General features: G+C 62.4%; 22 protein-coding genes and 1 pseudogene. 14 read left to right on the top strand and 9 right to left on the bottom strand.

The genetic code is table 11. The features are described 5' to 3' along the window. Nucleotides 1–162 precede the first annotated feature (162 nt). Nucleotides 163–1,374, top strand: coding sequence for an MFS transporter (locus AWB82_RS08225; RefSeq protein WP_086966666.1), 1,212 nt, complete (start codon nucleotides 163–165; stop codon nucleotides 1,372–1,374). A gap of 55 nt (nucleotides 1,375–1,429) precedes the next feature. Here the strand turns inward: AWB82_RS08225 and AWB82_RS08230 are convergent, their stop codons facing one another. Together AWB82_RS08230 and AWB82_RS08235 are read right to left on the bottom strand one after the other, a co-directional pair. Beyond that, complete coding sequence (locus tag AWB82_RS08230; protein ID WP_086966667.1) at nucleotides 1,430–2,368, bottom strand: LysR family transcriptional regulator; 939 nt, start codon at nucleotides 2,366–2,368, stop codon at nucleotides 1,430–1,432. A 12-nt stretch (nucleotides 2,369–2,380) separates the two neighbouring features. Beyond that, entirely contained in the window at nucleotides 2,381–3,541 is a 1,161-nt protein-coding gene (locus tag AWB82_RS08235; RefSeq protein WP_143756686.1) for a LysR family transcriptional regulator, read from the bottom strand. A gap of 179 nt (nucleotides 3,542–3,720) precedes the next feature. Here AWB82_RS08235 and AWB82_RS08240 point away from each other — a divergent pair, with 179 nt between their 5' ends. From AWB82_RS08240 to AWB82_RS08285, 11 genes are read left to right on the top strand one after another with little or no spacing between them, the layout of a single operon-like run. Then, nucleotides 3,721–4,752: a porin gene (locus AWB82_RS08240; protein WP_159462569.1), complete on the top strand. Its 1,032-nt coding sequence runs from the start codon at nucleotides 3,721–3,723 to the stop codon at nucleotides 4,750–4,752. Between the two features lie 13 nt (nucleotides 4,753–4,765). Beyond that, entirely contained in the window at nucleotides 4,766–5,089 is a 324-nt protein-coding gene (locus tag AWB82_RS36985; protein ID WP_143756687.1) for a hypothetical protein, read from the top strand. 31 nt (nucleotides 5,090–5,120) lie between these two features. Beyond that, a complete protein-coding gene (locus AWB82_RS08245; RefSeq protein ID WP_086966670.1) occupies nucleotides 5,121–6,176 on the top strand; it encodes a sugar phosphate isomerase/epimerase family protein in 1,056 nt (351 codons plus the stop codon). A gap of 31 nt (nucleotides 6,177–6,207) precedes the next feature. Then, nucleotides 6,208–7,365, top strand: coding sequence for a Gfo/Idh/MocA family protein (locus AWB82_RS08250; RefSeq protein ID WP_235023218.1), 1,158 nt, complete (start codon nucleotides 6,208–6,210; stop codon nucleotides 7,363–7,365). A gap of 27 nt (nucleotides 7,366–7,392) precedes the next feature. Continuing rightward, nucleotides 7,393–8,556 carry an alpha/beta hydrolase family protein gene (locus AWB82_RS08255; RefSeq protein ID WP_086966671.1) on the top strand — a complete coding sequence of 388 codons (1,164 nt, stop codon included), beginning with the start codon at nucleotides 7,393–7,395 and terminating at the stop codon, nucleotides 8,554–8,556. Between the two features lie 32 nt (nucleotides 8,557–8,588). Then, nucleotides 8,589–9,539, top strand: coding sequence for a VOC family protein (locus tag AWB82_RS08260; RefSeq protein ID WP_086966779.1), 951 nt, complete (start codon nucleotides 8,589–8,591; stop codon nucleotides 9,537–9,539). Continuing rightward, nucleotides 9,533–9,916, top strand: coding sequence for a Rieske (2Fe-2S) protein (locus tag AWB82_RS08265; protein WP_086966780.1), 384 nt, complete (start codon nucleotides 9,533–9,535; stop codon nucleotides 9,914–9,916). The genes AWB82_RS08260 and AWB82_RS08265 overlap by 7 nt, the downstream gene beginning before the upstream one ends. Then, complete coding sequence (locus AWB82_RS08270; protein ID WP_086966672.1) at nucleotides 9,913–11,061, top strand: FAD-dependent oxidoreductase; 1,149 nt, start codon at nucleotides 9,913–9,915, stop codon at nucleotides 11,059–11,061. Before AWB82_RS08265 ends, AWB82_RS08270 begins: the two co-directional genes overlap by 4 nt. Before the next feature lie 34 nt (nucleotides 11,062–11,095). Continuing rightward, nucleotides 11,096–12,100, top strand: coding sequence for a fumarylacetoacetate hydrolase family protein (locus AWB82_RS08275; RefSeq protein ID WP_086966781.1), 1,005 nt, complete (start codon nucleotides 11,096–11,098; stop codon nucleotides 12,098–12,100). Between the two features lie 25 nt (nucleotides 12,101–12,125). Then, on the top strand, nucleotides 12,126–12,914 hold the full coding sequence (locus AWB82_RS08280) for a cyclase family protein (protein ID WP_086966673.1): 789 nt from the start codon (nucleotides 12,126–12,128) through the stop codon (nucleotides 12,912–12,914). Beyond that, nucleotides 12,817–14,607 carry a GMC family oxidoreductase gene (locus AWB82_RS08285; protein ID WP_200818066.1) on the top strand — a complete coding sequence of 597 codons (1,791 nt, stop codon included), beginning with the start codon at nucleotides 12,817–12,819 and terminating at the stop codon, nucleotides 14,605–14,607. The genes AWB82_RS08280 and AWB82_RS08285 overlap by 98 nt, the downstream gene beginning before the upstream one ends. 495 nt (nucleotides 14,608–15,102) lie before the next feature. Here the strand turns inward: AWB82_RS08285 and AWB82_RS08290 are convergent, their stop codons facing one another. Genes AWB82_RS08290 through AWB82_RS08310 form a run of 5 tightly spaced genes read right to left on the bottom strand, consistent with a single transcriptional unit; the run spans nucleotide 15,103 to nucleotide 22,405 of the window. After that, a complete protein-coding gene (locus AWB82_RS08290) occupies nucleotides 15,103–17,799 on the bottom strand; it encodes an SDR family oxidoreductase (protein WP_159462570.1) in 2,697 nt (898 codons plus the stop codon). Nucleotides 17,800–17,839: 40 nt separating this feature from the next. Then, a complete protein-coding gene (locus tag AWB82_RS08295; RefSeq protein WP_086966676.1) occupies nucleotides 17,840–19,012 on the bottom strand; it encodes a M24 family metallopeptidase in 1,173 nt (390 codons plus the stop codon). After that, on the bottom strand, nucleotides 19,005–20,324 hold the full coding sequence (locus AWB82_RS08300; protein WP_086966677.1) for an MFS transporter: 1,320 nt from the start codon (nucleotides 20,322–20,324) through the stop codon (nucleotides 19,005–19,007). The genes AWB82_RS08295 and AWB82_RS08300 overlap by 8 nt, the downstream gene beginning before the upstream one ends. A 48-nt stretch (nucleotides 20,325–20,372) precedes the next feature. Then, nucleotides 20,373–21,143 (bottom strand): HpcH/HpaI aldolase family protein, encoded by a 771-nt coding sequence (locus AWB82_RS08305; protein WP_200818067.1) that lies wholly within the window; start codon nucleotides 21,141–21,143, stop codon nucleotides 20,373–20,375. Nucleotides 21,144–21,190: 47 nt separating this feature from the next. Next, nucleotides 21,191–22,405 (bottom strand): mandelate racemase/muconate lactonizing enzyme family protein, encoded by a 1,215-nt coding sequence (locus AWB82_RS08310; protein WP_086966678.1) that lies wholly within the window; start codon nucleotides 22,403–22,405, stop codon nucleotides 21,191–21,193. Nucleotides 22,406–22,603: 198 nt separating this feature from the next. Between AWB82_RS08310 and AWB82_RS08315 the strand changes: the two genes are divergently transcribed. Together AWB82_RS08315 and AWB82_RS08320 are read left to right on the top strand one after the other, a co-directional pair. Continuing rightward, a complete protein-coding gene (locus tag AWB82_RS08315) occupies nucleotides 22,604–23,296 on the top strand; it encodes a FadR/GntR family transcriptional regulator (protein WP_159462571.1) in 693 nt (230 codons plus the stop codon). A 105-nt stretch (nucleotides 23,297–23,401) separates the two neighbouring features. Continuing rightward, nucleotides 23,402–23,857 (top strand): annotated as a pseudogene (locus AWB82_RS08320) (thiolase family protein); the annotation flags it as partial. Between the two features lie 112 nt (nucleotides 23,858–23,969). On the opposite strand, the gene AWB82_RS08325 reads toward AWB82_RS08320, so the two are convergent. Together AWB82_RS08325 and AWB82_RS39140 are read right to left on the bottom strand one after the other, a co-directional pair. Next, nucleotides 23,970–24,803 carry a metal ABC transporter solute-binding protein, Zn/Mn family gene (locus tag AWB82_RS08325; protein WP_086966783.1) on the bottom strand — a complete coding sequence of 278 codons (834 nt, stop codon included), beginning with the start codon at nucleotides 24,801–24,803 and terminating at the stop codon, nucleotides 23,970–23,972. A 163-nt stretch (nucleotides 24,804–24,966) separates the two neighbouring features. Continuing rightward, nucleotides 24,967–25,518 carry a Fur family transcriptional regulator gene (locus tag AWB82_RS39140; RefSeq protein WP_086966680.1) on the bottom strand — a complete coding sequence of 184 codons (552 nt, stop codon included), beginning with the start codon at nucleotides 25,516–25,518 and terminating at the stop codon, nucleotides 24,967–24,969. Nucleotides 25,519–25,525: the final 7 nt, after the last annotated feature.

Below are 25,525 nucleotides of genomic sequence, written 5' to 3' on the forward strand. Positions count from 1 at the left end.
ATCAAATACTGATAACATGAAATCGCGCGTCGACAGGCAAGTGAATGTGCGGAATGGACTCCTGTGCATTGACTCGCCGACCCACGAAGCCGGAGCGTTCCAGCAGCGAGCCGGCGCGACAAGCAGGAGACAGGCCGCTCGATCGGCCGACAGGAGACGCGAATGAATCAACGAGTAGACCGCCAGGCAGGCACGGCTCAAGGGCTCGTGCTGAGCGTGGCATCCACGATGTCGGTAATGGGCGCGGTCGTGATGGCGCCGCTTTTGCCGAGCTTGCACGCGCACTTTGCCGCGACACCCGGTGTCGACTTTTTGGTGCCGATGGCGCTCACCGTGCCGTCGCTGTGCGTCGCATTGCTGGCGCCCATCATCGGCGTAGCCGCGGATCGCATCGGACGTCGCCGCGCGTATCTGATCGCGTTGTTGTTCTACGTGTTGTGCGGCACTGCGCCGCTCTATTTGAATACGTTGCCGCAGATACTCGTGAGCCGCGTGGGCGTCGGCATTGCCGAGGCAATCATCATGGTGTGCAGCACCACCTTGCTCGGCGATTACTTCACCGGCTCAGAGCGCGTGAAATGGCTGTCGGCGCAATCGGCTATCGCATCGGTCTCGGGCGTCGTGTTCATCATGCTGGGCGGCGTGCTCGGCCGTGATAACTGGCGCATTCCGTTCGCGATGTACGCACTGAGCGTCGTGCTGTTTGCCGCTACTTTGCTGTGGACCTGGGAGCCTGCACCGCGAGAGCGCGACGCGCCGCAGACCCAGCGCTTTCCGTGGGGCAGTCTGCTCTCCATCGGCGTATTGACGGTGATCGGTTCGCTGCTGTTCTATCTCATTCCGGTGCAGATGGGCGCGGTGCTCGCGGGACACGGCGTCACCTCGCCGGCGAGCATCGGTGCGCTCATTTCGATTGCAAGCATTGCGATTCCCGTTGGCGCCGTCTTGTTCCGACTCATGGCATTACGCATGCGGCTCGATGCAATCGTGTGCCTGCCGTTCCTATTGATGGGCGTCGGGCTCATTGCCCTAGGCCGTACGGGCGGCCCGACCATGGACGTCGTCGCCGCGTCGGTCCATCAATTGGGCGGCGGCTTCGTGTTGCCCGTGCTGCTGACGATGGCGCTACAACGCCTGCCGTTCGAACTGCGCGGACGCGGTACCGGCATCTGGATGTGCGGCTTCTTTCTGGGGCAGTTTATCAGCGCGCCCGTGGCTATCGGCGCGATGAAGGCGGCAGGCGGCGTCGGCATATCGCTGGGATGGCTGGGGGGGGTAAGCCTGGCGGTGTGCGTCATGCTTGTCGTCGCCGCTATCCCCCGCGCACGCCGCGAAGGGTGGGGCGTCGTGCCGAACACCACGCCGGGTCAGTGAAGCAGGCACCACGCCACTGCTTTGCGCGGCGTGGCAGTATTGCACACTTCTCGCGTCACGCCTGTGGCGCGATTTCCTTTGCGCAGTCGAGCAACAAGTCCTTGAACCACACGTATGCCGGATCGTTTTCGCGGTTCTGACGCCATTGCACGACTTCGCTCAGCGGCGGCAACGGAATCGGACAATCGACGAGGCGTAGGTGCGTTTGCCGCGCCGCGAACCGCTCAGCGACGAACGACGGCAAGGTCGCAACCAGCGACGTGTTGGCGAGCGCGAAGGGTATTGCGAGCAGGTGTTCGGTGCGTACGGCACGCTCCCGCTGCGCGCGATGAATGAGCGCGTCGTCGGATTCAATTGTGGCCACGCTGCCGTCGAGCAGCGTCGGCACGATATGCGGCAACCTGTAAAACGCCACTTCGTCGAGTCGAGGAAATGCGGCATGATTGCCGCGCCATACGAGACAACGGTAAGCGGCTGTCAGTAATGGCCGGCGCGGATGTTCGGCGGATGTGAAGATCGACGGCAGCACCACGAAGTCGAGCCCGTGGCGTTCGAGCGCTTCAATGGCGGGCGTGCGCGCCGCCCGAAACGCGCTGAAGGTGCGGACCTCCAGACTGATGCCCGGTGCGTCGCGCGCAAGGCGCGAGCTGACGAGCGGCAGCAGAAAGCCCGCGACGATCTCCGAACACGCAATACTGAAGCGCCGTTCCGCGCGCGCCGCATCGAAGCCGGGTTTTGCCGCAGTGAGCGTGCGCGCGCGTTCGATCCACGCGTGCACGGCAGGCTTCAACTCGATTGCGACGGGGCTCAGAACCAGCTTGCGGCCTTCCTGTACCAGCAGAGGGTCGCCGAAATGATCGCGCAGTTTCGCCAGCATCGCGCTGATGGCCGGCTGCCCGACGTTGAGCCGCTCGGCCACGCGGGTGGCGCTGGGGTCGTCGAGTAACGCATCCAGTACGACCAGCAGATTCAGATCGATCGAGCGATAACGCATTTCGTAGAGAGGTTAGAAGTCGCGCGCGCAGTCGACAATTACATGGCCAAGCCATTCGACCGCGGGATCGCCCGAATGCGCGGCACTGATCTGCAGCGTCTCCCATACGTCGATCGCGGGGAAGGGAGCAGGTACGGCACGCAGAGGCATCGACCGTGTCAATGCGTCGGCGAGGCGCGAAGGGACGGTGCCAATGCGTTCGGTGCCGATTACGAACTCGGGCACGAGCAGAAAGTTCGGCACCGTGACGTCAACTCGTCGTGCAACGCCTGCACGTTCGAGGCGGCGTCCCTCGACTGTGCTTGCGGCCGAGTCCATGAACGTGGCGATCACGTGGGGCAGTGCCGAATACTGCCTTGTGCTCAACTGTTCGCCGACGTGGGGATTATCGGTCGCTACGATGCATGTGAATGCCTCGCGGAAGAGATCGACGGACGGCCGGTCGGCCGAGGTGAATTCCTTCGGCGCGATCGCAAGATGCGCGCCGCGCCGCTCCAGTTCATCGCCCATCAGGTTTCGCGAGCGCGGCAATGTGGTGATGAGCGGCCGGATCGAAAGCGATGCACCAGGCGCTTCTTTCATGAGTCGCGCGATGACTCGTGGCATGAACACTTGCGCCACATAGTCCGAGCAAAGCACGACGAATTCCTGCAGCGCGGCTGCCGGGGCGAAGGCCTGCGTGGCGTTGCTGATCACGTCCGCGCGTTGCAGCAGGGTGCGCAAGGTCGATTGCAACTCGTAGCCGAGTGTCGTCGGCGTCATCTGACGATTGCGCCATTCGAGCAGCGCATCGTCGAAGTGATCACGCAGCCTGCCCAATGCGGAACTGACGGCGGATTGCTTGAGCCCTATGCGTTGCGCGGCACGCGAGACGCTGCGCTCCGTGAGCAATGCGTCGAGAACGACCAGCAGATTCAGGTCCAGTCCTTTCAGCCGCATGTCGTCCGCCTCTCCTTTCTGATTCGCTCGACAATCGCGCCGCACGATGGCGCCGGATGCATTGTCGGAGACAATAATCGGCTCGCGCTGTAAGTGGTTTCCCTGATGTTGGATCGCGTTAAATAAGCCAAAGCCCGCGCTGAAGCCAGCGTCCGGGTGCCTCGGCCTAGTATCACAGAAATCAATAGACTGGCGGCGAAATTTATCATTTTTCGACGTGCCCGGACCTCTCAATAATCTGACTCACGCGCTAATCTGGCGCGCGCAGAACGACACAAGCAGGGCTCGCGGCACGCGAGCCTGACGAATGCTACGCAGAAGAGACAGGTCAGGAGACGACAACGATGAATCGCAAAAGCGAGCGGCGATACGCGCGAAAGACGTCCGCCCGATGGACCCGATGGAGTATTCCGATGGGGCTCTGTCTGGTCGGCACGAGTGCGATGGCGCAACAGGTCACGCTGTACGGCACGATCGACACGGGCATTACGTACATATCGAATGCCGGCGGCAAGAGCCTGATCGAAATGCAGCCAAACATCATGTGGAAGAGCGCCTGGGGCATCAAGGGCACTGAGGATATCGGCTCGGGCACCAAAGTCTTTTTCGATATCAGCAACACGTTCAATACGGCGACCGGCGCCAACTACGGCTTCGGTCCCGCGTTCGGGGTCACGAACGATACATGGGGCACGCTGACGGCCGGACAGTTGAACGATTTCATGTTCCTGTCGTTGACGGTATCGCGCTGGGGGCCGCAGCTTTATTCAGCGCCTCCGTACTACACGTCGGCGGGTCCTTTCGACAAGTTGGGTCTGAACGCGGGCACCATGGACTTCAACGGCCTCGCGGGCTGGTACGTGTTTAACAACGCGCTCAGCTACCGTTCGCCGACTATCAATGGCCTGACGGTGGGTGCGATGTACGCATTTGGCAACGTCGCGGGTCACATGGGCAGGGGCGATACGCAGAGCTTCGGCGTCGATTTCAGCCGTGGCCCGCTTCAGATGGATGCGGCGTACACCTTCACGCGCTCGAGCGACGTGATCCAGTCGGGTCAGGCATTGCGTAATTGGGGCCTCGGCGGACGAATGGCGGTCGGCGCCGCGTTCATCGACGCGATCTACACGAACACGCGCAACACGGCGGTCGGCACGGGCGTGCAGGTCATCGGCGCGGGTGCGCAATATCCCGTGACGCGCAATACGGTGATGTCTATGAACTATCACTACGACTGGGCCAATGCGGCGCAGAACAGCTATCACGCTCATCAGATCGGAGCGGGCTTGTTCTACGGGCTCTCCAAACGCACGGATGTCTATCTGAACCTGGTCTGGCAACGGGCGAGCGGCGACGGCGCGGTTGCGGAAGTCAACTACACGCACACAGCCTCGTCCACTGCATCGCAAACCGTCGCGCGCGTCGGCATGACGCACCGCTTCTGAATAGGAGAACTCCATGTCCACCCGCATTTCGATAAGTGCAATTTCCGCGGCGGCTCTCACGGCGCTCATGGTGAGCGATGTGCATGCAGCAGACGGCGTCGCTGCATCCGGCAGCGCAGCGAGTTCTGCGGAGCAGGTGAAGCGCATCTGCAAAAACGTCTGGAAGAACGACCACTACGAGGAAAAGTGCCGGACTGTACGACGTGCGCCACCACCCGCGCCGCGCATTGATCAGCCGCCGTCACCACCTGCGTCCCGCAAGGACGGTTCGGTGAAACACCCCCACGACAAGAACGACGTCAACGCAGTCAGCGTCCGGCGACCCGCCTCCGAATGAAGCTGTCTGCGCCAAAAGGATTTTGCATGCCATGAAAACGATACTCGGCCCCGCCATTTTTCTCGCGCAGTTTGCAGGCAATTCGGAGCCGTTCAACTCGCTCGATTCGATCGCGCGATGGGCGGCCGGGTTCGGCTACAAGGGCGTGCAGATTCCCACCTGGGACGCGCGTCTGTTCGATCTGCGCCGGACGGCGACGAGTCAGACCTACGCAGATGAGGTGCGCGGCACGCTGGCGGAACATGGTATCGATGTGACGGAGCTGTCGACGCATCTGCAAGGGCAACTGGTCGCCGTGCATCCCTGTTACGACCTTGCTTTCGACGGCTTCTGTCCGGAGCCGTTGCGCGGCAAGCCACGCGAGCGGCAGCAATGGGCCGTCTCGCAGATGATGCTCGCCGCACAGGCGAGCCTCCGTCTTGGGTTGAAAGCGCACGCGACATTTTCGGGCGCGCTCGCCTGGCCATTTCTGTATCCGTGGCCACAGCGTCCCGCTGGTCTTGTCGAAACGGCATTTGAGGAACTCGCGCGCCGCTGGCGTCCGATTCTCGATGCGTTCGACGACGTAGGCGTCGATGTCTGCTTCGAGATCCACCCGGGCGAAGACCTGCACGACGGTGTGAGCTTCGAGCGGTTTCTCGATGCGCTTGGCGGCCATGCGCGCGCCAATGTGCTTTACGACCCGAGTCATCTTCACTTGCAGCAGATGGATTACCTCGCGTTCATCGACGTGTATCACGAGAGGATCAAGGCCTTTCACGTCAAGGATGCAGAGTTTCGCCCCGATGGCCGGCGCGGAGTCTATGGCGGCTACGAGGGCTGGTTGGAGCGTGCGGGGCGCTTCCGCTCGCTGGGTGACGGGCAAATCGACTTCCAAACAATGTTCTCGAAATTTGCGCAGTATGACTTCCCGGGCTGGGCCGTGCTGGAATGGGAGTGCGCACTCAAGGACGCCGAGGTTGGAGCACGCGAAGGAGCGCGTTTCATCGCCGATCACATCATCGAAGTTACCAAGCGCACGTTCGATGACTTCGCAGCGTCGGGTGTGGATGAAGCGGCGAACCGGCGTCTCCTCGGTTTCAACTAAAAACTGGCACGACAGCGAGAGGAACTGAGGTATGAACAAACGTATCAGGCTCGGCATGGTGGGTGGCGGCGAGGGCGCGTTCATCGGCGCGGTCCATCGGATAGCGGCACGGCTCGACGATGGCTATGAACTAGTCGCAGGTGCGTTCTCATCGGATGCTGTGCGCTCCCGTGCATCGGGCGCGATGTTGGGCATCGACGCTTTACGTACCTACGCGAGCTGGCAGGCAATGCTCGACGCCGAACGTAATCGCAGCGATGGCATCGACGCTGTTGCGATCGTCACGCCGAATCATCTTCATGCACGTATCGCGCGCGATTGTCTGGAAGCGGGTCTGCACGTGCTTTGCGACAAGCCTCTTGCTGCAACCCTCGACGAAACCGTCGAACTTGCGCGTCTCGCACGTGCATCGGACCGGCTTTTCTGCGTGACGTACACATACTGCGGCTACCCGCTCGTGCGTCATGCGCGCGACATGGTCGCGGCGGGTGCGCTCGGAGAGATTCACTCGATCCAGGTCCGATATGCGCAGGACTGGCTAAGCGAGCCGCTCGAAGCAAGCGGCCATCGCCAGGCCGCGTGGCGCAGCGACCCGGCACAGGCGGGCGAGGGCGGATGCATCGCGGATATCGGAACGCACGCCTATCACCTCGCACGTTTCGTCTCGGGACTTAATGCGCAGGCGCTACTAGCGGATCTCGCGCACGTCGTGCCGGGTCGTCGTCTCGACGACAACGCGCACGTGCTGCTGCGCTATGCGAACGGCGCACGCGGCATGTTGTGGGCGAGCCAGACTGCGCCCGGCAACGCGAACAATCTCCAACTGGCCGTCTATGGATCGAGGGGCGGCCTCACGTGGCGTCAGGAGGAGCCCGACGAGCTCTGGTTCGCACCGCTCGGCAAGAGTATGCGGCTGATTCGACGTGGCGCGCCGGAATTAAGCGCTTCGGCGACGACCGGAACGCGTGTTCCGATGGGACATCCTGAAGGCTATCTCGAAGCCTTCGCCAATCTCTACCGCGACTTTGCCGTGGCGATTCACGCTCAGCGCGCTGAATGCGGAAAAGACATGCCAGCCTTTCCAAACATCGACGATGGCCTCGACGGCATGCGCTTCGTTCATACCGCTCTTGCGTCGTCGCGTGCGGGCGGCGTGTGGTTGTCGTTGAGCGACGCAGCGTCGCACTAAACCATTTTTCATTGGCCTTTTGCAAACATGTTCAGATACTTTCCGACCAACTACGGCTGGAATCTCGCGGTCGATCTCGCGCTCGAAATGGGCGGACGCATCGGCGAAATAGAAGTAATGTGCGCGCCGCTGATCGAGGCATCGAAGCAGCCGGACGCAACGGGAACGGCTGACTTCCGCGAAGCATGGTCGCGTATGGCGGAACAGTTGTGCGAGCTCGCCGCCGAAGACGAAGCACACGGCCGGCCTATTTCGGCCGGCGACAAATACAACCGCGCTGCCATTTATCTGCTGACCTGCGAGCGCCTGCAAGCGCACGGCGCGGCGGGCCGCGTCGAGCTCTACCGGCGCTTTCTTGCTGTGTTCGCGCGCGGCATCGCGCTGAGCGGAGAAAACTGCGAGCGCGTGGCGATTCCGTACGACGGCACGCACCTGTCAGCGCTCTACGTGCGCGCACAGGGCGTTGAGGGCCGCGCACCGATCCTGGTGCAAGTCAACGGGCTCGATTCGACCAAGGAACTGAAGTATCGAGTGGGCCTGCCGCAGTGGCTTGCGCGGCGCGGCGTGTCGTCGCTCGTCGTCGATCAGCCGGGCAGCGGCGAAGCACTGCGTCTACAAGGGCTTCACGCGCGCTATGACAGCGAGCACTGGGCCAGCGTGATCGTAGACTGGCTCGAACAGCGAAACGATGTGGACGCTACTCGAATCGGTCTCGAAGGCGTGTCCCTGGGCGGATATTTCTGCCCACGGGCGGTGGCGTTCGAGCCGCGTTACGCGTGCGGCGTCGTATGGGGTGCAAATCATGACTGGCGCGATGTGCAAAAAAGGCGTCTTCAGCGCGAGGGCGATTTCCCGGTGCCGCATTACTGGGAGCACGTGCGCTGGGTATGGGGGGCCGCCGATATGGACGCCTTCCTTGAGATCGCCGAACGCGTGCATCTCGATGGCGTGCTCGATCGCGTGAAGGTGCCGTTTCTGGTGACGCACGGCGAACAGGATTCGCAGATTCCTTTGCATTGGGCGCAACGCACATACGAGCAGCTAGTTAATAGCCCGCGACGCGAACTCAAAATTTTTACCGAGCGCGAGGGCGGGGTGCAGCACAGTAGCTTTGATAACTCCGCGAACGCGGGCGCATATATCGCTGACTGGGTCGCACAGACGCTGGGCGGCAAGTCGGCCATCGTTTGATGTCACTCAAGAAAAGCAAAAGGATTCAGGATATGAACATCATCGGACCGGACGCACTTGTTTTCGGGGTGGATGACGTCCCCGCGTGCGCGCAATACCTGACCGACTACGGCCTCGCGCCCTTCGACGTGACGCAAGAGGGCGGCCGCTTCGAAGCGCTGGACGGAACAGCCATCGTGATCCACCAAAAGGACGACGCGAGGCTGCCGCCAGAGATGGGCACTGCGAGCCTGTTGCGCGAGACTGTCTACGGTGTGGCCGATCAGGCGACGCTGGATGCCATCGCGGGCGAACTCGGCAAGGATCGCGAAGTGCAGCAGCGAGCGGACGGCTCGCTTGCGAGCGTCGACAATATGGGATTTGCGCTCGCGTTTCAAATCACCGTGCGCAAGCGGCTCGATCTCAGAGCTGAGACAAGCAATGCACCCGGCGCGGCGCAGACGCGCGGCGTGAACGTGCCGGGCGTGAACCCGGATAGGTCCGTGCAGCCGCGCTCGCTGTCACACGTCGTGTACTTCGTGCCGGACGCGGCGGCGGCGGAAGCGTTCTATGTCGAGCGTCTCGGTTTCGTGTGCTCAGACCGCTTCACCGATGTTGGCCCGTTCCTGCGCCCAGCAGGCACGGCCGATCACCACACGCTGTTCCTAATCCAGACGCCGCCATTCATGAAAGGATGCGAGCACTTCACGTTCCATCTAGGCGGCCCGACCGAACTGCTTCAAGCGGGCACGCGTTTCGTCGAGAAGGGCTACCAGTCGTTCTGGGGACCGGGCCGTCATCGCTTCGGATCGAACTGGTTTTGGTACTTCAACAGTCCGCTCGGCTGTCACGTCGAGTACGACGCGGACATGGACCTGCACGACGACCAATGGGTCGCACGCGCCGCGCCGATGAGCGCGGACGCATCGCAGCTGTTCTTGTTCCAGCATCGGGAGAAATGGGCGCCGGGCAGTCCGCCGCCGAAGGTCGTCGGTTCATGCTGAGCCGCGAGTGCGCGGCTGCACTACGACTGTGCCGATTCGTTGAACTGTCGCCCGGCGAGGCGCGAGGCTTCGACCCCGATATGAGCGGGCGCGACCGGTTGTTTGTCGTTCGACGGGGTGAGCGCGTCGATGCGTGGCTCAACGCGTGCCCGCACTATGCACTGGCCGATGCGGTTCCGCTCGCATGGCGCAGGAACGGCTATATGAGCGCTGATGGACGGCACATCGTCTGTGCGGGGCACGGCGCGTTATTCGAACCGGACAACGGCCAGTGCATCCAGGGCCCGTGCGTCGGCGAGCAACTTCAACGCGTGCCGCTGACGCTCACCGAGACAGGTGAGCTGTGGGTATCCAACGAAAACTTCTCTGGAGTATGAACTTGCCTGAAGGAATCTCTCATGTGCTCGTCGTGGGTGGCGGCTTTTCTGGCATGTCGGCGGCGCTCGAGTTCAGCAAGCGCGGCGTTGCGGTGGATCTCGTTGAGATCGATCCGGGCTGGCGCTCGTATGGCGCGGGCATCAGCCTCGGCGGCGCAACGCTACGCGCGTTTCGCACGCTCGGCGTGCTGGATGCGTTCCTTGCCACCGGCTATGCGGCCGACGGCGTGAACGTGTTTCGCGCTGACGGTGCGCCGATCGGCGCGCTACCGACGCCGCGAATTGCGGGCGAGGACGTGCCGGGCGGCGGCGCGATCATGCGGCCCGCGCTTGCGGCGATCCTCGCGCAGGCGACTCGCGCGAGCGGCACGCATGTGCGGCTTGGCTGCACAGTCGATTCGTGGACGGAAGACGCGCAAGGCATCGAGGTTTCGTTCAGCGACGGCACGACGTCGCGCTACGACCTCTTGGTCGGTGCAGACGGACTCTACTCGACGATGCGCTCACGCACGTTTCCGAATGCACCGAAGCCTGCATACAGCGGACAGGGCGTGTGGCGTGCCTTGTTCGAGCGTCCGGCGGAGATCGCAACGGCGTCGATGTGGGTCGGAGAGGGCCTGAAAGTCGGTGTCAATCCCGTCTCCCAGCGTTTGATGTATCTGTTTCTGACCGAGAACCGTCCGTCGAACGATCACGTCGACCCCGAAAACTTTGTTGCTGAGCTGCGCGATTTACTCGGCGCGTTTGGTGCAGCCGAAGTGAAGGCGCTGCGCGACCGGCTCGGCGAGCATTCGCAGATCGTGTACCGGCCGCTCGAGAGTCTGCTGATGCCGCGCCCCTGGTATGCGGGCCGCGTCGTCCTGATCGGCGATGCGACGCACGCGACGACGCCGCATATGGCGTCGGGTGCCTGTATCGGCATAGAAGACGCGATCGTGCTCGCAGAGGAATGCACTCGCGAAGATGCACGAACGCTTGCTTTAGCCGACAGGCTCGCGCGCTTCGATGCGCGCCGCTGGGAGCGATGCCGCATGGTCGTCGAGAACTCAAGACGGCTGGGGCAGATCGAGATCGAAGGGGGCGATCACATGGAACACGCACGCATCATGCGCGAAACGCTGCTAGCGCTTGCCGCGCCCGTCTGAGCACCGGGTTCTGATTGAGGAGACAGCTATGAAATTGAAGCTCGCGACGCTGGATGACGGGAGTGCAGACGGTTCGTTGGTGGTGGTGTCGACGGACGGAACGCGTGCGGCGGCGGCGGTGAGAGTGGCGCCAACCCTTCTGTATGCGCTGGAGCATTGGGAGCAGGTTGCGCATCGACTCGAAAAAATTGGCGAAGCCTTAGACGCCCATCGGGCGTCTGAGGGCTTCGCGTTCGATCCGACGCGTGCGCGCGCGCCCCTGCCGCGCACGTTTCAGTGGTGCGATGCGTCGGCGTTTCTTTCCCATGGCGAATTAATGGAGCGAGCGTTCAACATGCAGCCGGTGCCCGATGTCCGCGAGGTGCCGTTAATGTACCAAGGCGCATCGGATTTTTTTCTCGGACCGTGCGATGACGTGCCGCTGCCTGACGAGTCACACCAGATCGACTTCGAAGGCGAGTTCGGCGTGATCGTCGGCGCGACGCCGATGGGCGTGTCGGCGCGCGATGCGCTCGGCTTCATTCGACTCGTCGTCCAACTCAACGACTGGAGTCTGCGGGCATTTGGCCCGCGCGAAATGAAGAGCGGCTTCGGCTTCTTGCAGGCAAAGCCGTCGACGAGCTTCGCGCCGTTTGCGGTGACGCCCGCCGCGCTCGGCGACGCATGGCAAGACGGCCGTGTGTGTATGCGCCTGTATGTGGAACGCGATGGGACCTGGTTTGGCGAGCCCGATGCTCGCGAAATGCACTTCGACTTCGGTCAGCTGATCGCGCACGCTGCGCGAACGCGGTCGCTGTCCGCCGGGACCGTGGTGGGTTCAGGCACCGTGTCGAATGCAGACGCACGACGGGGCTCGGCCTGCATCGCTGAGTGTCGGATGATCGAGCTGATCGAGCGAGGCAACGTGCAGACATCATTCATGCGCTTTGGAGAACGAGTGCGCATGCAGGCACGTATCGACGGCGGCGATGCCGCGCCATTCGGCGCAATCGATCAACGCGTGGTGCGGGCGTCTGCGCCAGAACGCACTGCGATGTGATGCCTGGAGATTCACCTGGATTGCTATGAAAACACCGCATACGTTCATCGACTTATCGATCTACCTCGAGAACGACGTTCTCTCCGATCCTCCGCCTCTGGCGCCGAGGATCACATATCAGCGTCACGCCGATACGGTGCCCGAGTTCGTCGCGATGCTGCCGGGCGTAAAGCCTGAAGACTTTCCGGATGGGGAAGCGGCCGCCGCCGAATGGGTGACGCTCACAACGCATTCGGGTACGCATCTGGATGCACCGTATCACTTCCATTCGACGATGGACGCGCAATTCGGCGAGCCGCAGCCGTCGACAACCATCGATCAGGTGCCTCTCGAATGGTGCTTTCAACCCGGCGTGAAGCTCGACTTCCGCCAGTTCGCAGATGGCTATGTCGTGACGGCAGCCGATGTCCAAGCGGAACTCGAGCGTATCGGCTACGCGCTCGAACCGCTCGACATCGTGCTCGTCAACACGCGCGCAGGTTCGCGCTATGGGTACGGCGACTACGTTAGCGCGGGTTGCGGCATGGGCTACGAGGCAACGATGTACCTGCTCGAACGCGGTGTACGTCTGACGGGCACTGATGCATGGAGCTGGGACGCGCCGTTCTCATACACCGCGAAACGGATTGCGGAAACCGGCAACACGGCACTGATCTGGGAAGGGCACAAGGCCGGGCGGGAAATCGGCTACTGCCATCTGGAGAAGTTGCACAACCTTGAAGCGCTTCCCGACCACGGGTTCACCGTTTCGTGCTTCCCGCATAAGATTCGAGGCGCGTCTGCCGGATGGACTCGCGCCGTGGCGATTCTTTGATTACAGATACATGAGGCTTTTGATGTCCACTGAGCGCAGTGATTTCGATTACATCATCGTAGGCGCGGGATCGTCCGGCAGCGTACTCGCCGACCGCCTGAGCCGGGATGGTAAAAGCAGCGTGCTGCTGCTGGAAGCGGGCGGCGACAACGAATCGGAACTCGTGCGGATGCCGCGTGCTTTCATGAAGATGTGGGGAAATCCGGCGTACTTCTGGCAATTTCCGGTCAAGGCGCAGAAGGGGCGTCCCGAGAACGAGACATGGTTCTATGGACGCGGACTCGGCGGTTCCAGTTCGACCAACGGGACCTGGTATCTTCGCGGCATGCCTGCCGACTACGACGGCTGGTGCGCGTTGGGAATGCGCGAATGGTCATGGGCCGAGGTCGAGCGTTGTTTCAGCGAGATGGAAAGCTACCGATACCGTAACGCGCATCGTTCACGCGGCCGCAATGGCCCATTGCAGGTGACGCAACTGCCGTTTCGCTCGCGCGTTCTAGGTGCCGCCCTGCAGGCGGGCAAACAGATGGGCTTGCCCGTGCTCGACGACATAAACACGCCCGGCACGCAAGGCATCGGCTATACGCAGGCGACCGTCGACCGGCGAGGCCGTCGCGCATCGGCGTATCGGGCGTTCCTCAAGCGGGCCATGCGGCGTAGCAACCTGACCGTCGTTACTGGCGCACTCGCCGAACGCATTCTCTTTGACGGATTGCGCACAACTGGTGTTACATATCGCGAAAACGGCGAAACGCGCATTGCGCTCGCAAGGCGCGAAGTGATTCTGTCAGCGGGCGTGTTGCAGAGTCCCAAGTTGTTGCAGATTTCGGGTGTTGGTCCCGCCGATGTCCTCGAGAAAGCAGGCGTGCGCGTGATAAAGGACGTGCCCGCCGTCGGACGCAATCTTGCCGATCACGTGATGTTCTCGATTTCCTTCCGGATGAAGAACGACTGGGGCGTTAATCGCGAGTTCCACGGTTGGCGCCTTATGAAGCATGTCCTCAAGTATTACCTCACGCGCAAGGGTTTGATGGCTTACACGTCGCCGGAAATCACTGCGTTGCTATCGATGCGTGCCCAGCCGCATTGGCCCGATGTGCAATTCGGCATTGGTCCGTTCTCAATGCGTTCGTCGGCGCAAATCAAGGCCGACCCCGGCCGCGGCGCGCTTGAGGACCAACCGGGCCTCACGCTCAACGGCTACTATCTGCGGCCGAAAACACGAGGAAGCGTGGCGATCCAGTCTGCCGATATTGCTGATTCTGTGCTGGTCGATGCGAACTGGTGGGGCGATCCCGATGACCGCAAGGCGCTTGTCGAGATGCTGCGACTCATGCGTGCGTTTGCGGCGCAGCCGGCACTGGCGACGTACATCGTCAAGGAGGTGGTGCCCGGAACGTATTATGAGACAGACGACGAGATTGCCGAAGCGCTACAGTGGCTCGTGAGCCCGGGCGTGCACGGAACGGGTACATGCCGGATGGGCGCGCCAGGTGAGGGTGTCGTTGATTCGCGTTTGCGCGTTCACGGATTAAGCGGGCTGCGTGTTGTCGACTGCTCCGCGATGCCGACACCGCCTTCAGGCAATACGAACGGTCCGGCGATGATGTTGGGATATCGCGCCGCTGAATTGATTCTGATGGACCGTGACATGGCGACAGTTGTTGATGAGCGTGATTACGCGGCCGTGTAGCTCAGAGATTTTGCCGCAAGCATGTGTGGGCGTGGGGTGTCTTTGATCGATGCAGATTGAGTGACGCTCCATCCCAAAATTAGGCGGAGCATGTGCGGAAAGGCGTGCGGGAAATCTCGTTGTAGCGGGGTCACCGCGCGCGCGGCTGCGCCAGCAGACGTTCGTGGAGGCGTCGGCGGCTGTTCGGTTTCCCGTGAGACGTCCGCTGGCGATGACGCCGAGCGTCTGCTTGCGGATAGCGAGCTTCATCCGCTCACTGTCAATGGCCACCGTTCGAAACCCGGCAGGCCGGACGTCTCTTCTTGAAATGCAAGAGTCAACCGCTCACCGGGCCCTCTCCGGAGCCCCATCGCCCCTGCAAACATTCGACGAAGCTCCCTCGGGCACCGACCTGACGTTCACCGACGGCAACTGCGTCGTGCGCGGAGAACGCTTTCGGTTACCGCTCCGATACACCCTTGACGTATCAAGCGTTCAATCCCGCAGACGAGCGGCTCAAACTGCCTGCCGCCCTCCATCCACGGGTAGAAACGCGCCGGTAATAAACGACGATGCCGGCTCTGCCAAAAACAGTGTAGCCAGCGCGCAATCACGTGCGCTCGCGAGCCGGTTCATCGGCTGGCGGCGCTTGAGTATCTCGTAATGCGCCGCCGGGTCCGGTTGAGACTCGGCGTGTTCGTAAGTCATCGGCGTATCGATGACGCCCGGACAGACCGCGTTCACGCGCACATTGAACGGCGCTAGTTCCACCGCCAGCGCGCGCGTGACGCCGGTCATACCTGCCTTCGATGCTGTGTACGCCACCGCACCCGCGAGGCCGCTCAACGACGTAATCGACGCCATGTTGATGATCGAGCCTTCCCGCGCTACGCGCATCTTGCGTGCGACCAGGCGCGTCAGCTGTATCGCCGATCCGAGATTCACGTCGATAGCCGAGCGAAAGTTCTCGGACGTGGTCTCGTCGAGCGAACCGCGGATCGTCGCGCCCGCGTTGTTGACCAGCACCTGCACCGCGCCGCCCGCGCATCGTTCCGCGAAAGCGGCGAGTCGCGCCAGATAGGCGTCGTCGGTGACGTCGCCAGGCAACACGTGCACGTTCTCCGCAAGCTCCGTCGCGATGGCATCGAGCTTCGCGCCCGTCAATCCGTTCAGGACGATGCGCGCGCCTTCCGCATGAAACACGCGCGCGATCTCCGCGCCGACGCCGCTGCCCGCGCCGGTCACGATCGCCGTCATGCCGCGCATCCGCCCGCTCGGCAAATGCGGCGGTGAATAGCTGAGTGCTTGTCCTTGCATCGTCACGTCTCCCTCGAACTCAGACGAACCAGCGGTGACGTCTCGCCTTTTCGCGAATTCCTCGCGATGCGCGGCAAGCGTCTTCGGCTCCTGCGCATCCGGCGAGCCGACTTCCCACCACGCGCCGGAACCGAACGGCAAGGCCTCGAGATTCGTGTGCGCGGCGATCAGCACCGGGCCTTTGATCGTCGCGGCTCTGGAGAGCGCATCCCTGAATTCGGCTCGCGTGCGGACATCGAAGCCCTGCGCGCCGAGCGAACGTGCATTGGCGGCGTAATCGACCTCGACATACTCGCCCGTGAGGCCGCGCGTGCCCGACACCTTGCGGCGGAACTGCGTGCCGAACTCTTCGCCCACGTTATGCATCTGAAAACCGCGTATGCACTGCCATCCTTGATTGACGAGCACGACAATGATCATCGACACGCCTTCCTGCACGGCGGTCACGAGTTCGGTCGAATGACACATTAGATAGGTGCCGTCGCCGACCACCGCGACGATGCGTCCGCGTACCTGACCTCCGAGTCCGTGACCGAGCGCCGCGGGCAACTCGTAACCCATGCAACTGAAGCCATACTCCATGTCGAGTTCGCCGTGTCTGGATGCATTCCACATCGCGTGCGCATGACCGATCGCCGTCGACGACGAGAACACCACGCGGTCGTTCGCGCCCGTCGCATTCGCGATATCTGACACCACCTCGAAGCCCGTCAACGCGGGTTGCGTATGCACGCGTATCGCGTCGACCTGCGTCAGCCATTTTTCACGCGCGCCCGTCACGAAGTCCTTCCACGATGCATCCGCCCGATAAGGCGTCGCCGACAGCGCACGTGACAATGCGGCAAGACCTTCGCGGGCATCGGTACGCAACGACAGCGCGCCCATCTTTCCGAGGTCGTGCGTCGACAGGTTGAGAGCGGCTATCGTCAGGTCGGGAGCTTGGAACAGCGTCTGCGATCCGGTCAGCGTATCGGCCAGGCGCGTGCCGACTGCGAGCACGAAGTCCGCGCGTTCCGCCGCCGCGTTCGCCGCCGGCGATCCAATGAAGCCGATGCCGCCGAGATTCGCCTTGGCGTCACGACCGCCCGTGCGCCCGGCGAGACTCTCCACGACAGGAATCCCATACGTATTGCTCAGGTCGGCCAACGCCGCCTCCGCGCCCGCATAGCGAACGCCGCCGCCCGCGACGATCAGCGGGCGTTTCGCCTGTGTCAGCGCCGCGACGACTTCGCCGAGCGCACGCGCGTCCGGCCTTGCGCGGTCGATTGTATGAATGCGTTCGTCGAACAGATGCGCGGGAAAGTCGTACGCTTCGCCCTGGACGTCCTGGCACACGGCAATGGTGACCGCGCCTGCATTCGCGTGATCAAGCAATGCAGCGGTCGCATGGGGCAGCGAGTGAATGGTTTGCTCGGCTCGCGTGATGCGATCGAAATAGCGGCTCACGGGCCGCAACGTGTCGTTCGCCGACATGCCGAAATCCTGTGGCATTTCTAGGCCCTGCAGGATCGGCCCCTGACGGCGCGAAGCGAATACGTCGCTCGGCAAGAGCAACACCGGCACGCGATTCACCGTGGCGGTCGCAGCGCCCGTCACAAGATTCGTCGCGCCCGGGCCGAGCGATGTCGTCACCGCAAGCGTCGACATCAATCGATGCGACTTCGCATAGCCGATCGCGGCATGGACCATCGCCTGCTCATTCTTGCCCTGAAAGAATGGCAAATGGCCCTCCCCGAGACTCAGCGCATGGCCAAAGCCCGCACCGTTGCCATGCCCGAAGATGCCGAAAACGCCGCCGATGAGTGGAACGATCGCGCCATCGCGCGAGACCTTTTGCGCGCCGAAATAGCGCAGGATTGCTTGCGCCGTCGTCAGGCGCACGGTGTTGGAAGCCATCATCTCTCCTGGGGTTCGAATCGTGTTCAATCGTTCACTTTCAGTTCAATATCAACGGATGGTCGCGCGGCTGATCGGCGAGCCGCCGCGCGCCGTCGGCCTCGATGAGAAACGTCTGTTCGACCTGCACCGAGGCGCCGTCAGGCCAATGCCCGGCGACTTCCAGATTGATGACCATGCCTTCGACCAGCGGCTGGTCGATCTCGTATTCGCCGATACCGTCATGGACGCAATGCCCGGTCTCTGCGCCGAAGAACGGCCATTCACGGATCGACGTGCCGAGGCCGTGCCCTTGCGCGACCAGCGTCGAATCGGGCGATGCGGATTGCATCGCGTGCCATGCCTGCGACGCGCGAACGCCTGCGCGCAGCTTCGCGCGGCCCGCGTTCAGCACGCCGAGCGCGTCCGCATAGCGTCGCTCGTCGGCGGATGAGCATGCGCCGTGCGTGAGCGTCAGGCCGGTGTCGGAATAAAATCCGTCGAGGCGCGCGCCTGCATCAAAGAACAACGCGCCCGAATCACGTGGCGGCGGCAGGCGCACCGATACGCCGCCGCCCGCCATGCCCCACGCGAAGTGGTCGAACTCCGCGCCGCTTTCCGCAATGAGGCTCATGAAGCGGCGACGTGCCGCGTGCGGATCGTCGCGCCGGGTCCACGACGGCAGGCTCTCGTTCAATGCTCGCTCGGTCATGGCGCAGACACGCCGCATCGTATCGATGGCGCGAGCGCTCTTGACCGACTTGAGCACGCGCCAGGTAAGGCTGGCATCGACGAAAGAGCACATCGGCGCGGCCTGTTCCATCGCTTCGCGCGGGGTGACCTGCGCTTCCCAGCCGACGCGTTTGCCTACGAGCTCCATTTCGTGCAGCAGGGCGTTCAAGGCTGCCTCGGGTGCGGAGTGTCGCTGACCGCGTCCGAACAGCACGACGATGTCGTGACCGCAGGCTTGCGCGTCCGCTCGCGCTACGCCGTTTGCCACCAGACCGGTTTTTCCGTTCGGCAAGACGACCGCGTATCCGGCACGCGGCGATTCGTCGCCGCAGGGAGACGCCATCCACCTCTGCATCTTTTCGTCGAGCCAGGTGCGGTGTCCGCTCGCGACGAACACCGAACCCACGCTGCTTGCGAGCAAGGCATCCGCCCGGCCGTTCGCGAAGACGCGATGCAGCGCCGACGAGTCGAGAAAGCCATCGCGTGCGTGATGCTCAAGCATCGTAGACTCCGGCGGCACCGGGCATCGCGCGCTTGTCGCGCCGCATCCACAGCACTGCGAACACGATCACCAGCGCGGCGGGGATCGCGCCCACCAGCAGGAAGGAATCGCTTGCCGCTTGACGCGAGATTTCCTGCACCTGTTCCGCTGTCATGGCGGCGAGCGCCGCGGGACCGCCGGCTGCCTTCAGTTTCGCGGCATCGACAATACGGCCGAGAAACGGCATCGCCACATAGATCGAGATCGATCCTGCAATGCCCATGAAGCCGACGCCGATCGCGCCCGCACGCGGATAGCGATCCGTCGCGATGGAAAGCATCACCGGCCACACATAGCAGATGCCGAAGCCCCACAAGGTCGCTGCAACCAGCGCGGTGGCCGGCGAGTGCGCATATCCCAGTCCGAACAGACCTGCCGCGCACAACACGGCGGACACCGCGAGCAAGCCTTCGACCGACAGGCGCGTTTCGAAGAAGCCCGCGAAATGACGTCCGACGAACTGTAAGGCCGCCACGTACACGACGATGAGAATGCCGCGCATGCCGACCACGTTCGACAAGGTCACGTCGATCCATTCGCGCGGCGCGATCTCCATCGTCGCGGTGAAAAGCATGATGCCGAACCACATGAAGAAGCTCGGACGCTTCAGTAACTCGACAAACTGGTTGCGGAAGTTGACGCCGAGCAGCGTGCTCGTCGTGCCTGCGAACTGGCGGCCGAAGGTCATGAACGTGTAAACGCCGGTGATGGCCGCGATGACGAGAAACAGGTAGTGCCACGACAGCGTGGCAGGATTGCTCATCACCGACAGCACCCCGCCCGTGATGAGGCCGGCCGGATAGTAAGCGTGCAGCATGCTCATGTAGTGCGTCGAGCCTTTCGGAAACAATGTGCCCATGAGAGGGTTCACCGTGCCTTCGACCACCGCGTGCGCCGCGCCGCCGAGGAACATGCCGGCGACGATCAGGTAATACACGCTGCGTCCCTCGCCGAGGGTGCCGCAATAGGCGAGCGTGAGACTCGCGAGCAGAAACAGCACACCGGAGAACAGCAGCATCGCCTTCATGCCGACCTTGTCGAGCAGCAGACTGCACACGATGAGCATCACTGTGAAGCCGAGAAACGAACAGCCGAGTGCGTTGGCGATCATCGTGGCCGAGTGCGCCCGGTCAATGCCGTCGAGGTAAGCGCGCTGCAGATCAGCGGCGAGTCCGGCGCATAACGCGTCGCACACGCCGCATGTGAACATCGCGAGTAACGCGATGAGAAACTGCGCGCGCACGCCGGCGCGGCCGAGGCCTTCGTTGCTCATGGCTTCCGTCTCCTGATAAGTGTTATCGATATGTCGGTATGGATGCCGTCAGCGGAATTGCCGAAGGCTGTGTTCGATCGACATGCGTAGCGCGCCCACATCCATCGCCACCGCGACGAACTGCGCGCCCAGTTGCAGATACTTCGATGCGCGTGCGGCATCCGCCATCAGGATGCCCGGCGCCTTGCCGCATGCGCGGATGCGCACGATGGCGTCGCAGATGGCTGCATCCACTTCCGGATGTTTCGAGTCGCCGGGATGACCCATGCTCGCCGACAGATCGCTCGGCCCGATGAAAATGCCGTCGATGCCGTCGAGTCGTGCGATGCCTTCGATCTCGGCGAGCGCCTCGCGCGTTTCGACCTGAACCAGCAGACACGTGTCTTCGTGTGCGCAATGAAGGTACGACGCATTGCGGCCGAAGTTCGACGCGCGCATCGCCCCGCTCACGCCGCGGGTGCCCAGCGGCGGATAGCGCGTGGCGGCGATGGCGTAGTGCGCTTCCTCCGCGTTCTGCACGAACGGAAGTAGCAGCGTCTGTGCGCCGATGTCCAGATACTGCTTGATGAGCACCGCATCATTCCATGCGGGACGCACGACGGCCGACGTGCGCCCGCCCGCGCCGGGACGCGCTGCATCGGCGGCACGCAGTTGTTCGATCATCTGCGGCACGCCGGCGGGTGCGTGCTCGGTGTCGAGCAGAATCCAGTCGTAGCCGCTTCCGGCGAGCAGTTCCGTCACGAACGGACTCGGAATCGAAGACCAGATGCCGATCTGCTGCTTACCTTCCTTCAACGTTCGTTTGAATTGATTAGGCATACGAAATATTGGCGATTGGATCGTATCGATCGTGAGTGTCCGAGGCTTCAGTTGCGACGAGGCGATCCGCTCTCGCGCACGATGACGTCGTCGCGAGTCCGAATCGACGGCTGCAATTCCGTGCCGATGCCGGGCGCGGTCGGCGCGAGCGCCGCGCCGTGATTCAGCACAGGCACCTCGGTGACGAGATCGCGATACCACGTGGCAAGCGTCGCGCGCACCACTTCCTGGAAGATCGCGGTGGGCGCGTGCACCGCGAGATGAAGTCCGGCCATCAGGGTGACGGGACCGGTGCAATCGTGCGGCGCGAGCGGCTTCGCGTACATGCCCGCCAGCGCGGCGATCTTTTTGCCCTCGCTCAGGCCGCCGCACCACGCCAGATCGAGCATCACGATATCGAGTGCATCGGCGGCGAGCAGATCGCGGTATTGCCGCGCGCTGCCAAGCGTTTCGCTGCCGCAGATCGGCACACGCGTGCGGCGGCGCAAATCGGCGAGCGCGGCGGCATCGTCCATTTTGTTGAGCGGATCCTCAACCCAAAACACGCCGACATCTTCGAGCGCATTGCAGATCCGAGCCGCCGCATGCGCGCCGAATAGGCTGTGCAATTCGCACATGACCTCGATGCGATCGCCTACTGCCGCGCGAATCCTGCGGAAGGGATCGAGCCCTTGCTTCAGTTCGGACAGACTCAGCAGATGGCCATTGCTCTTCGGCGCGAAAACGTCGAAGGGCCAGATTTTCATCGCGCGATAGCCTTCTTCGAGGAGGCTTTCGGCAAGACGCCCGGGTTCGCGCATGAAGGCGATCTGATCGTCATACGGGCCGGACATCGCATCCGTGCTGCCGATATCGCGCCGTGCCGCGCCCGATGTATTGAAACGATACCCTGCGCACGTGTTGTAGACCGGCACCGACTCGCGCACGCATCCGCCGAGCGCGACATGCACCGGCACGCCGTGCCGCTTGCCAGCGAGATCCCACAGCGCGATATCAATGGCGCTCGCGGCGCGCGTCTCCGCACTGCTGCTGTTGAAGCCGACGTACGGGGTCATTAGATGATGCGAGACGGCTTCGATGTGTCGCGCATCGCGTCCGATGAGCCACGGCGCGACCTGGCTGTGCAACACGGCTTCGGCCGCCTCCGCGCCACGGAACGATTCGCCGAGGCCGGTCAGGCCATCATTGGTTTCGAGTTCGACCCAGATGAGATTGGGATGCTCGCGAATGCGCAGCGTGCGGAGTGCGGTGACGATCGACATGTTGGGTTGAGTTCCTGAGTTGACTGAGTGCCGGGTGAAGCATTGACGCAGTATCCGGTTCAGCCAAAACAAGTGTCAATGGGCAGTAAAAGCTGTGATACAGCTTTTACTTCGCGCCTGGGGAAACATCGAGTGTTGCGCCCGGTGTGCGAAAGCTGTTATACAGCCTTCTTATTGCTCACCGCTTCGGTCTATGCCATGAATCAGGAGACTTCTCTCACGCGGCACGCGTACGACGCGCTTGTCATCATGCTGGACGACGGCCGCTTCGCCGAAAACGCGCGGCTTCCGAGCGAAGACCGCATGGCAAAAGAGCTCGGCATTTCGCGCCCCGTGCTGCGCCTTGCGCTGGAACGGTTGCGCACGGAGAACCGCATCGTGTCCCGCAAGGGTTCCGGGCATTACGTGCAATCGAAGAGCGCCCCGCCGCCCGCCATCGCGTATGGTTCGCTGGCCGGCATCTCGGATGTGCGCGACTTTCTGATGTTCCGCATGACCATCGAAACCGAAGGCGCGGCCCTGGCGGCATCGGTGGCGAATGAAGGCGCGAACGCCGCGATCGACGGCGCCCAGCAGCGCATGCTGCAGGCATTCGACGAACGACGTCCGGGGGTCGACGAAGACATCGCGTTCCATATCGCCATCGCGCACGCGAGCGGCAACCGCTTCTATGCGTTGACGATGGAATCGCTCGCCGACCAGATGCGTCTCTCCGTGAGGCTGATCCGCGACCTGTCCGCGCAAACTGTCGCGACGCGCAAGGAAGCGATCATCCGCGAACACGGCGGGATTGTGCAGGCGATCGCGCAACGCGATCCCGAGCGCGCCCGGCAAGCCATGCGTGCGCACCTGCTCGGGGGCATCGAGCGGCTTTTTGGCGAACGAGGTTGAGCTGCATGGTCGCGCGATGGTGCCCCTGTTTTTGGCTACTGCAGACTTTGTCAATGTTTTTAGGAAAGCCGAATTAAAACGCTGCACGTGTTTCAACGATGAAATCTGCCCGTCTGGATCCCGCAGCGCAAAGGCGACCCGCTGCTGTTCAACACGGACGAATTCGTGCGTCACGGCGTGACGCACGAAGCGCTGTCGGGCCTGAAGCCCGCGTGCAGCAAGGAAGGCACGGTCACGTCCGCCAACGCATCGGGCATCAACGATGGCGCGGCGGCGGTCATCGTGATGTCGGCGAAGAAGGCCGAAGCGCTCGGTCTCACGCAGCTCGCGCGCATCAAGGCTTACGCCAATGCCGGCGTCGATCCGAAGATCATGGGCATGGATCCTATGCCGGCTTCCAAGCGCTTTCTCAAACGCGCCGGCTGGAGCGTGAACGACCTCAATCTGATGGAAATCAACGAAGCGTTAGCCGCGCAGGCGCTGGCGGTGCACAAGCTGCAAAACTCGGGGCGGGAGGAGACCGTCGGAGCCGGCCCGATTGCCGCGGGCTTACTGGTCGGGTAAGTGCTGCAACTCGTCGGCGAGCCCCCAAGTGCGCGCGGTCTACACGGCACGGCTGGGGCAGGGCGGCGGAAGCACGTCGCCCTAAGGGCCAGCTACCACTTCGATGGATTTAACGGGACCCCTTGGCGAGGGCTTTCTCAACAGCGTTCAATTCGTCGAGTACCCAGGCTTGGAAAGCCTTTCCTGCTGGGGCTGTTTCAGTCACGCCAACGACTGGCACGCCGACTTTCAAGGCCAGATCGCGCATACGTTGCGCGGCCCCGCCACTTGCTTGGCTGTTATAGAACAGAAGGTGTACGTGGTGGCTCTTCAAGTCGCCTTCGAATGCAGCTACATCGGACGCCGACGGTTCAGTATCGTTCATGACCGCGAGCTGAAATTTCTCGTTTCGCATCGCGAGGCCCAGTGCCTGCGCCATGTAACCGAAGACCGGTTCGGTTGCGGTGACAGGTGTGCCGGCATACTTCGCCTTGATCGCAGCAATGCGATCATTAATCGGCTTGAGGGCGTTCAGGAAAGTTTGCAGATTCTTCGCGTAATCTGCTGCATGCGACGGATCATCAGACTGCAGCGATGAGGCGAGTTCGCGAGCATAGGCTGGCATGGCGTCCGGCTCGTACCAGAGGTGGGGGTTGTCGCCAGCTTTCTTCTGCAGCAACTCGCCGACAACGATCGTCTGACGACTCGTGCCGCTCGAGGCCGAGAGCAGTTTGACCATCCACGGATCATAGTCTGCACCGTTGTAGACCACGATCTTCGCGTTGGCCAACGCTTTGCCGACACTCGGACTGGCTTCGAAGAGATGCGGATCCTGATCGGGATTGCTGAGGATGCTGGTCACCTGAACACGGGACCCGCCAATTTGGCGTGCCACATCACCATAAAAGTTCTCAGCAGCGACAATCTTGATAGGGGCAGCAATCGCGTGCAAAGAAACGCACATTGCAGCGACGGATGACGCAATCAAACCAAGCTTCACAAAGGCCTCCAAGGCAAGAAAGAATCGAGAAATGGGGTGCCGCTTCACATTCACGGCGGCTTCGTGCGGCAATTGTCTGTCAGTGGAAGAGGGCGTATGAGGGACGCCTGTCACGAGTCGGCGAACGTCATGTCTTGGTCGGTCTGGGCCTCGAGATATCTGACTTCGCCTGGCAAGCAGCACATATAGCGTTCACCTCCGTATGTCCGCCTTTCAATTGGTATCTGAGCGCGTCCATGGCGTCATCGAGCGCTTGCTGTAGACCCGGTCCGGGTAGAACTTCCACTGCGTTGCAGCTCGTGCAGATGAGGAAAACTGTGTGCCCTGCATTTACCGCGCTTCCAGGTGGCACGGGTGTCACGATGAACGTGTTGGTCGCTGACAAGCGCATCACCAGACCGAGGTCGATCAAAAAATCAAGCGCTCGATACACTTGCGGCGGAGAAGGGGCTCGCCCGATCGTTGGCAAGTCATTGACGAGTTGATACGCCGACGCATGTCCGCCTCGTCGGAGTAGCAAGTCAAGCACTTGGCGGCGAAGCACTGTGGATCGGTGACCGAGTACCCCCGATCGCGCTTCGAGTTCGTTTATCAATGCCTGGTCGTATCCGTTTCGCATCAGTAGCCTGTTTCGTGGAGACGAATGATTGTTTACGTCGAATATGCAATGATATAACATTGCGTCA

Origin of the sequence: Caballeronia glebae, assembly GCF_001545035.1 — a bacterium.
GTDB classification, from domain to species: Bacteria; Pseudomonadota; Gammaproteobacteria; order Burkholderiales; family Burkholderiaceae; genus Caballeronia; species Caballeronia glebae.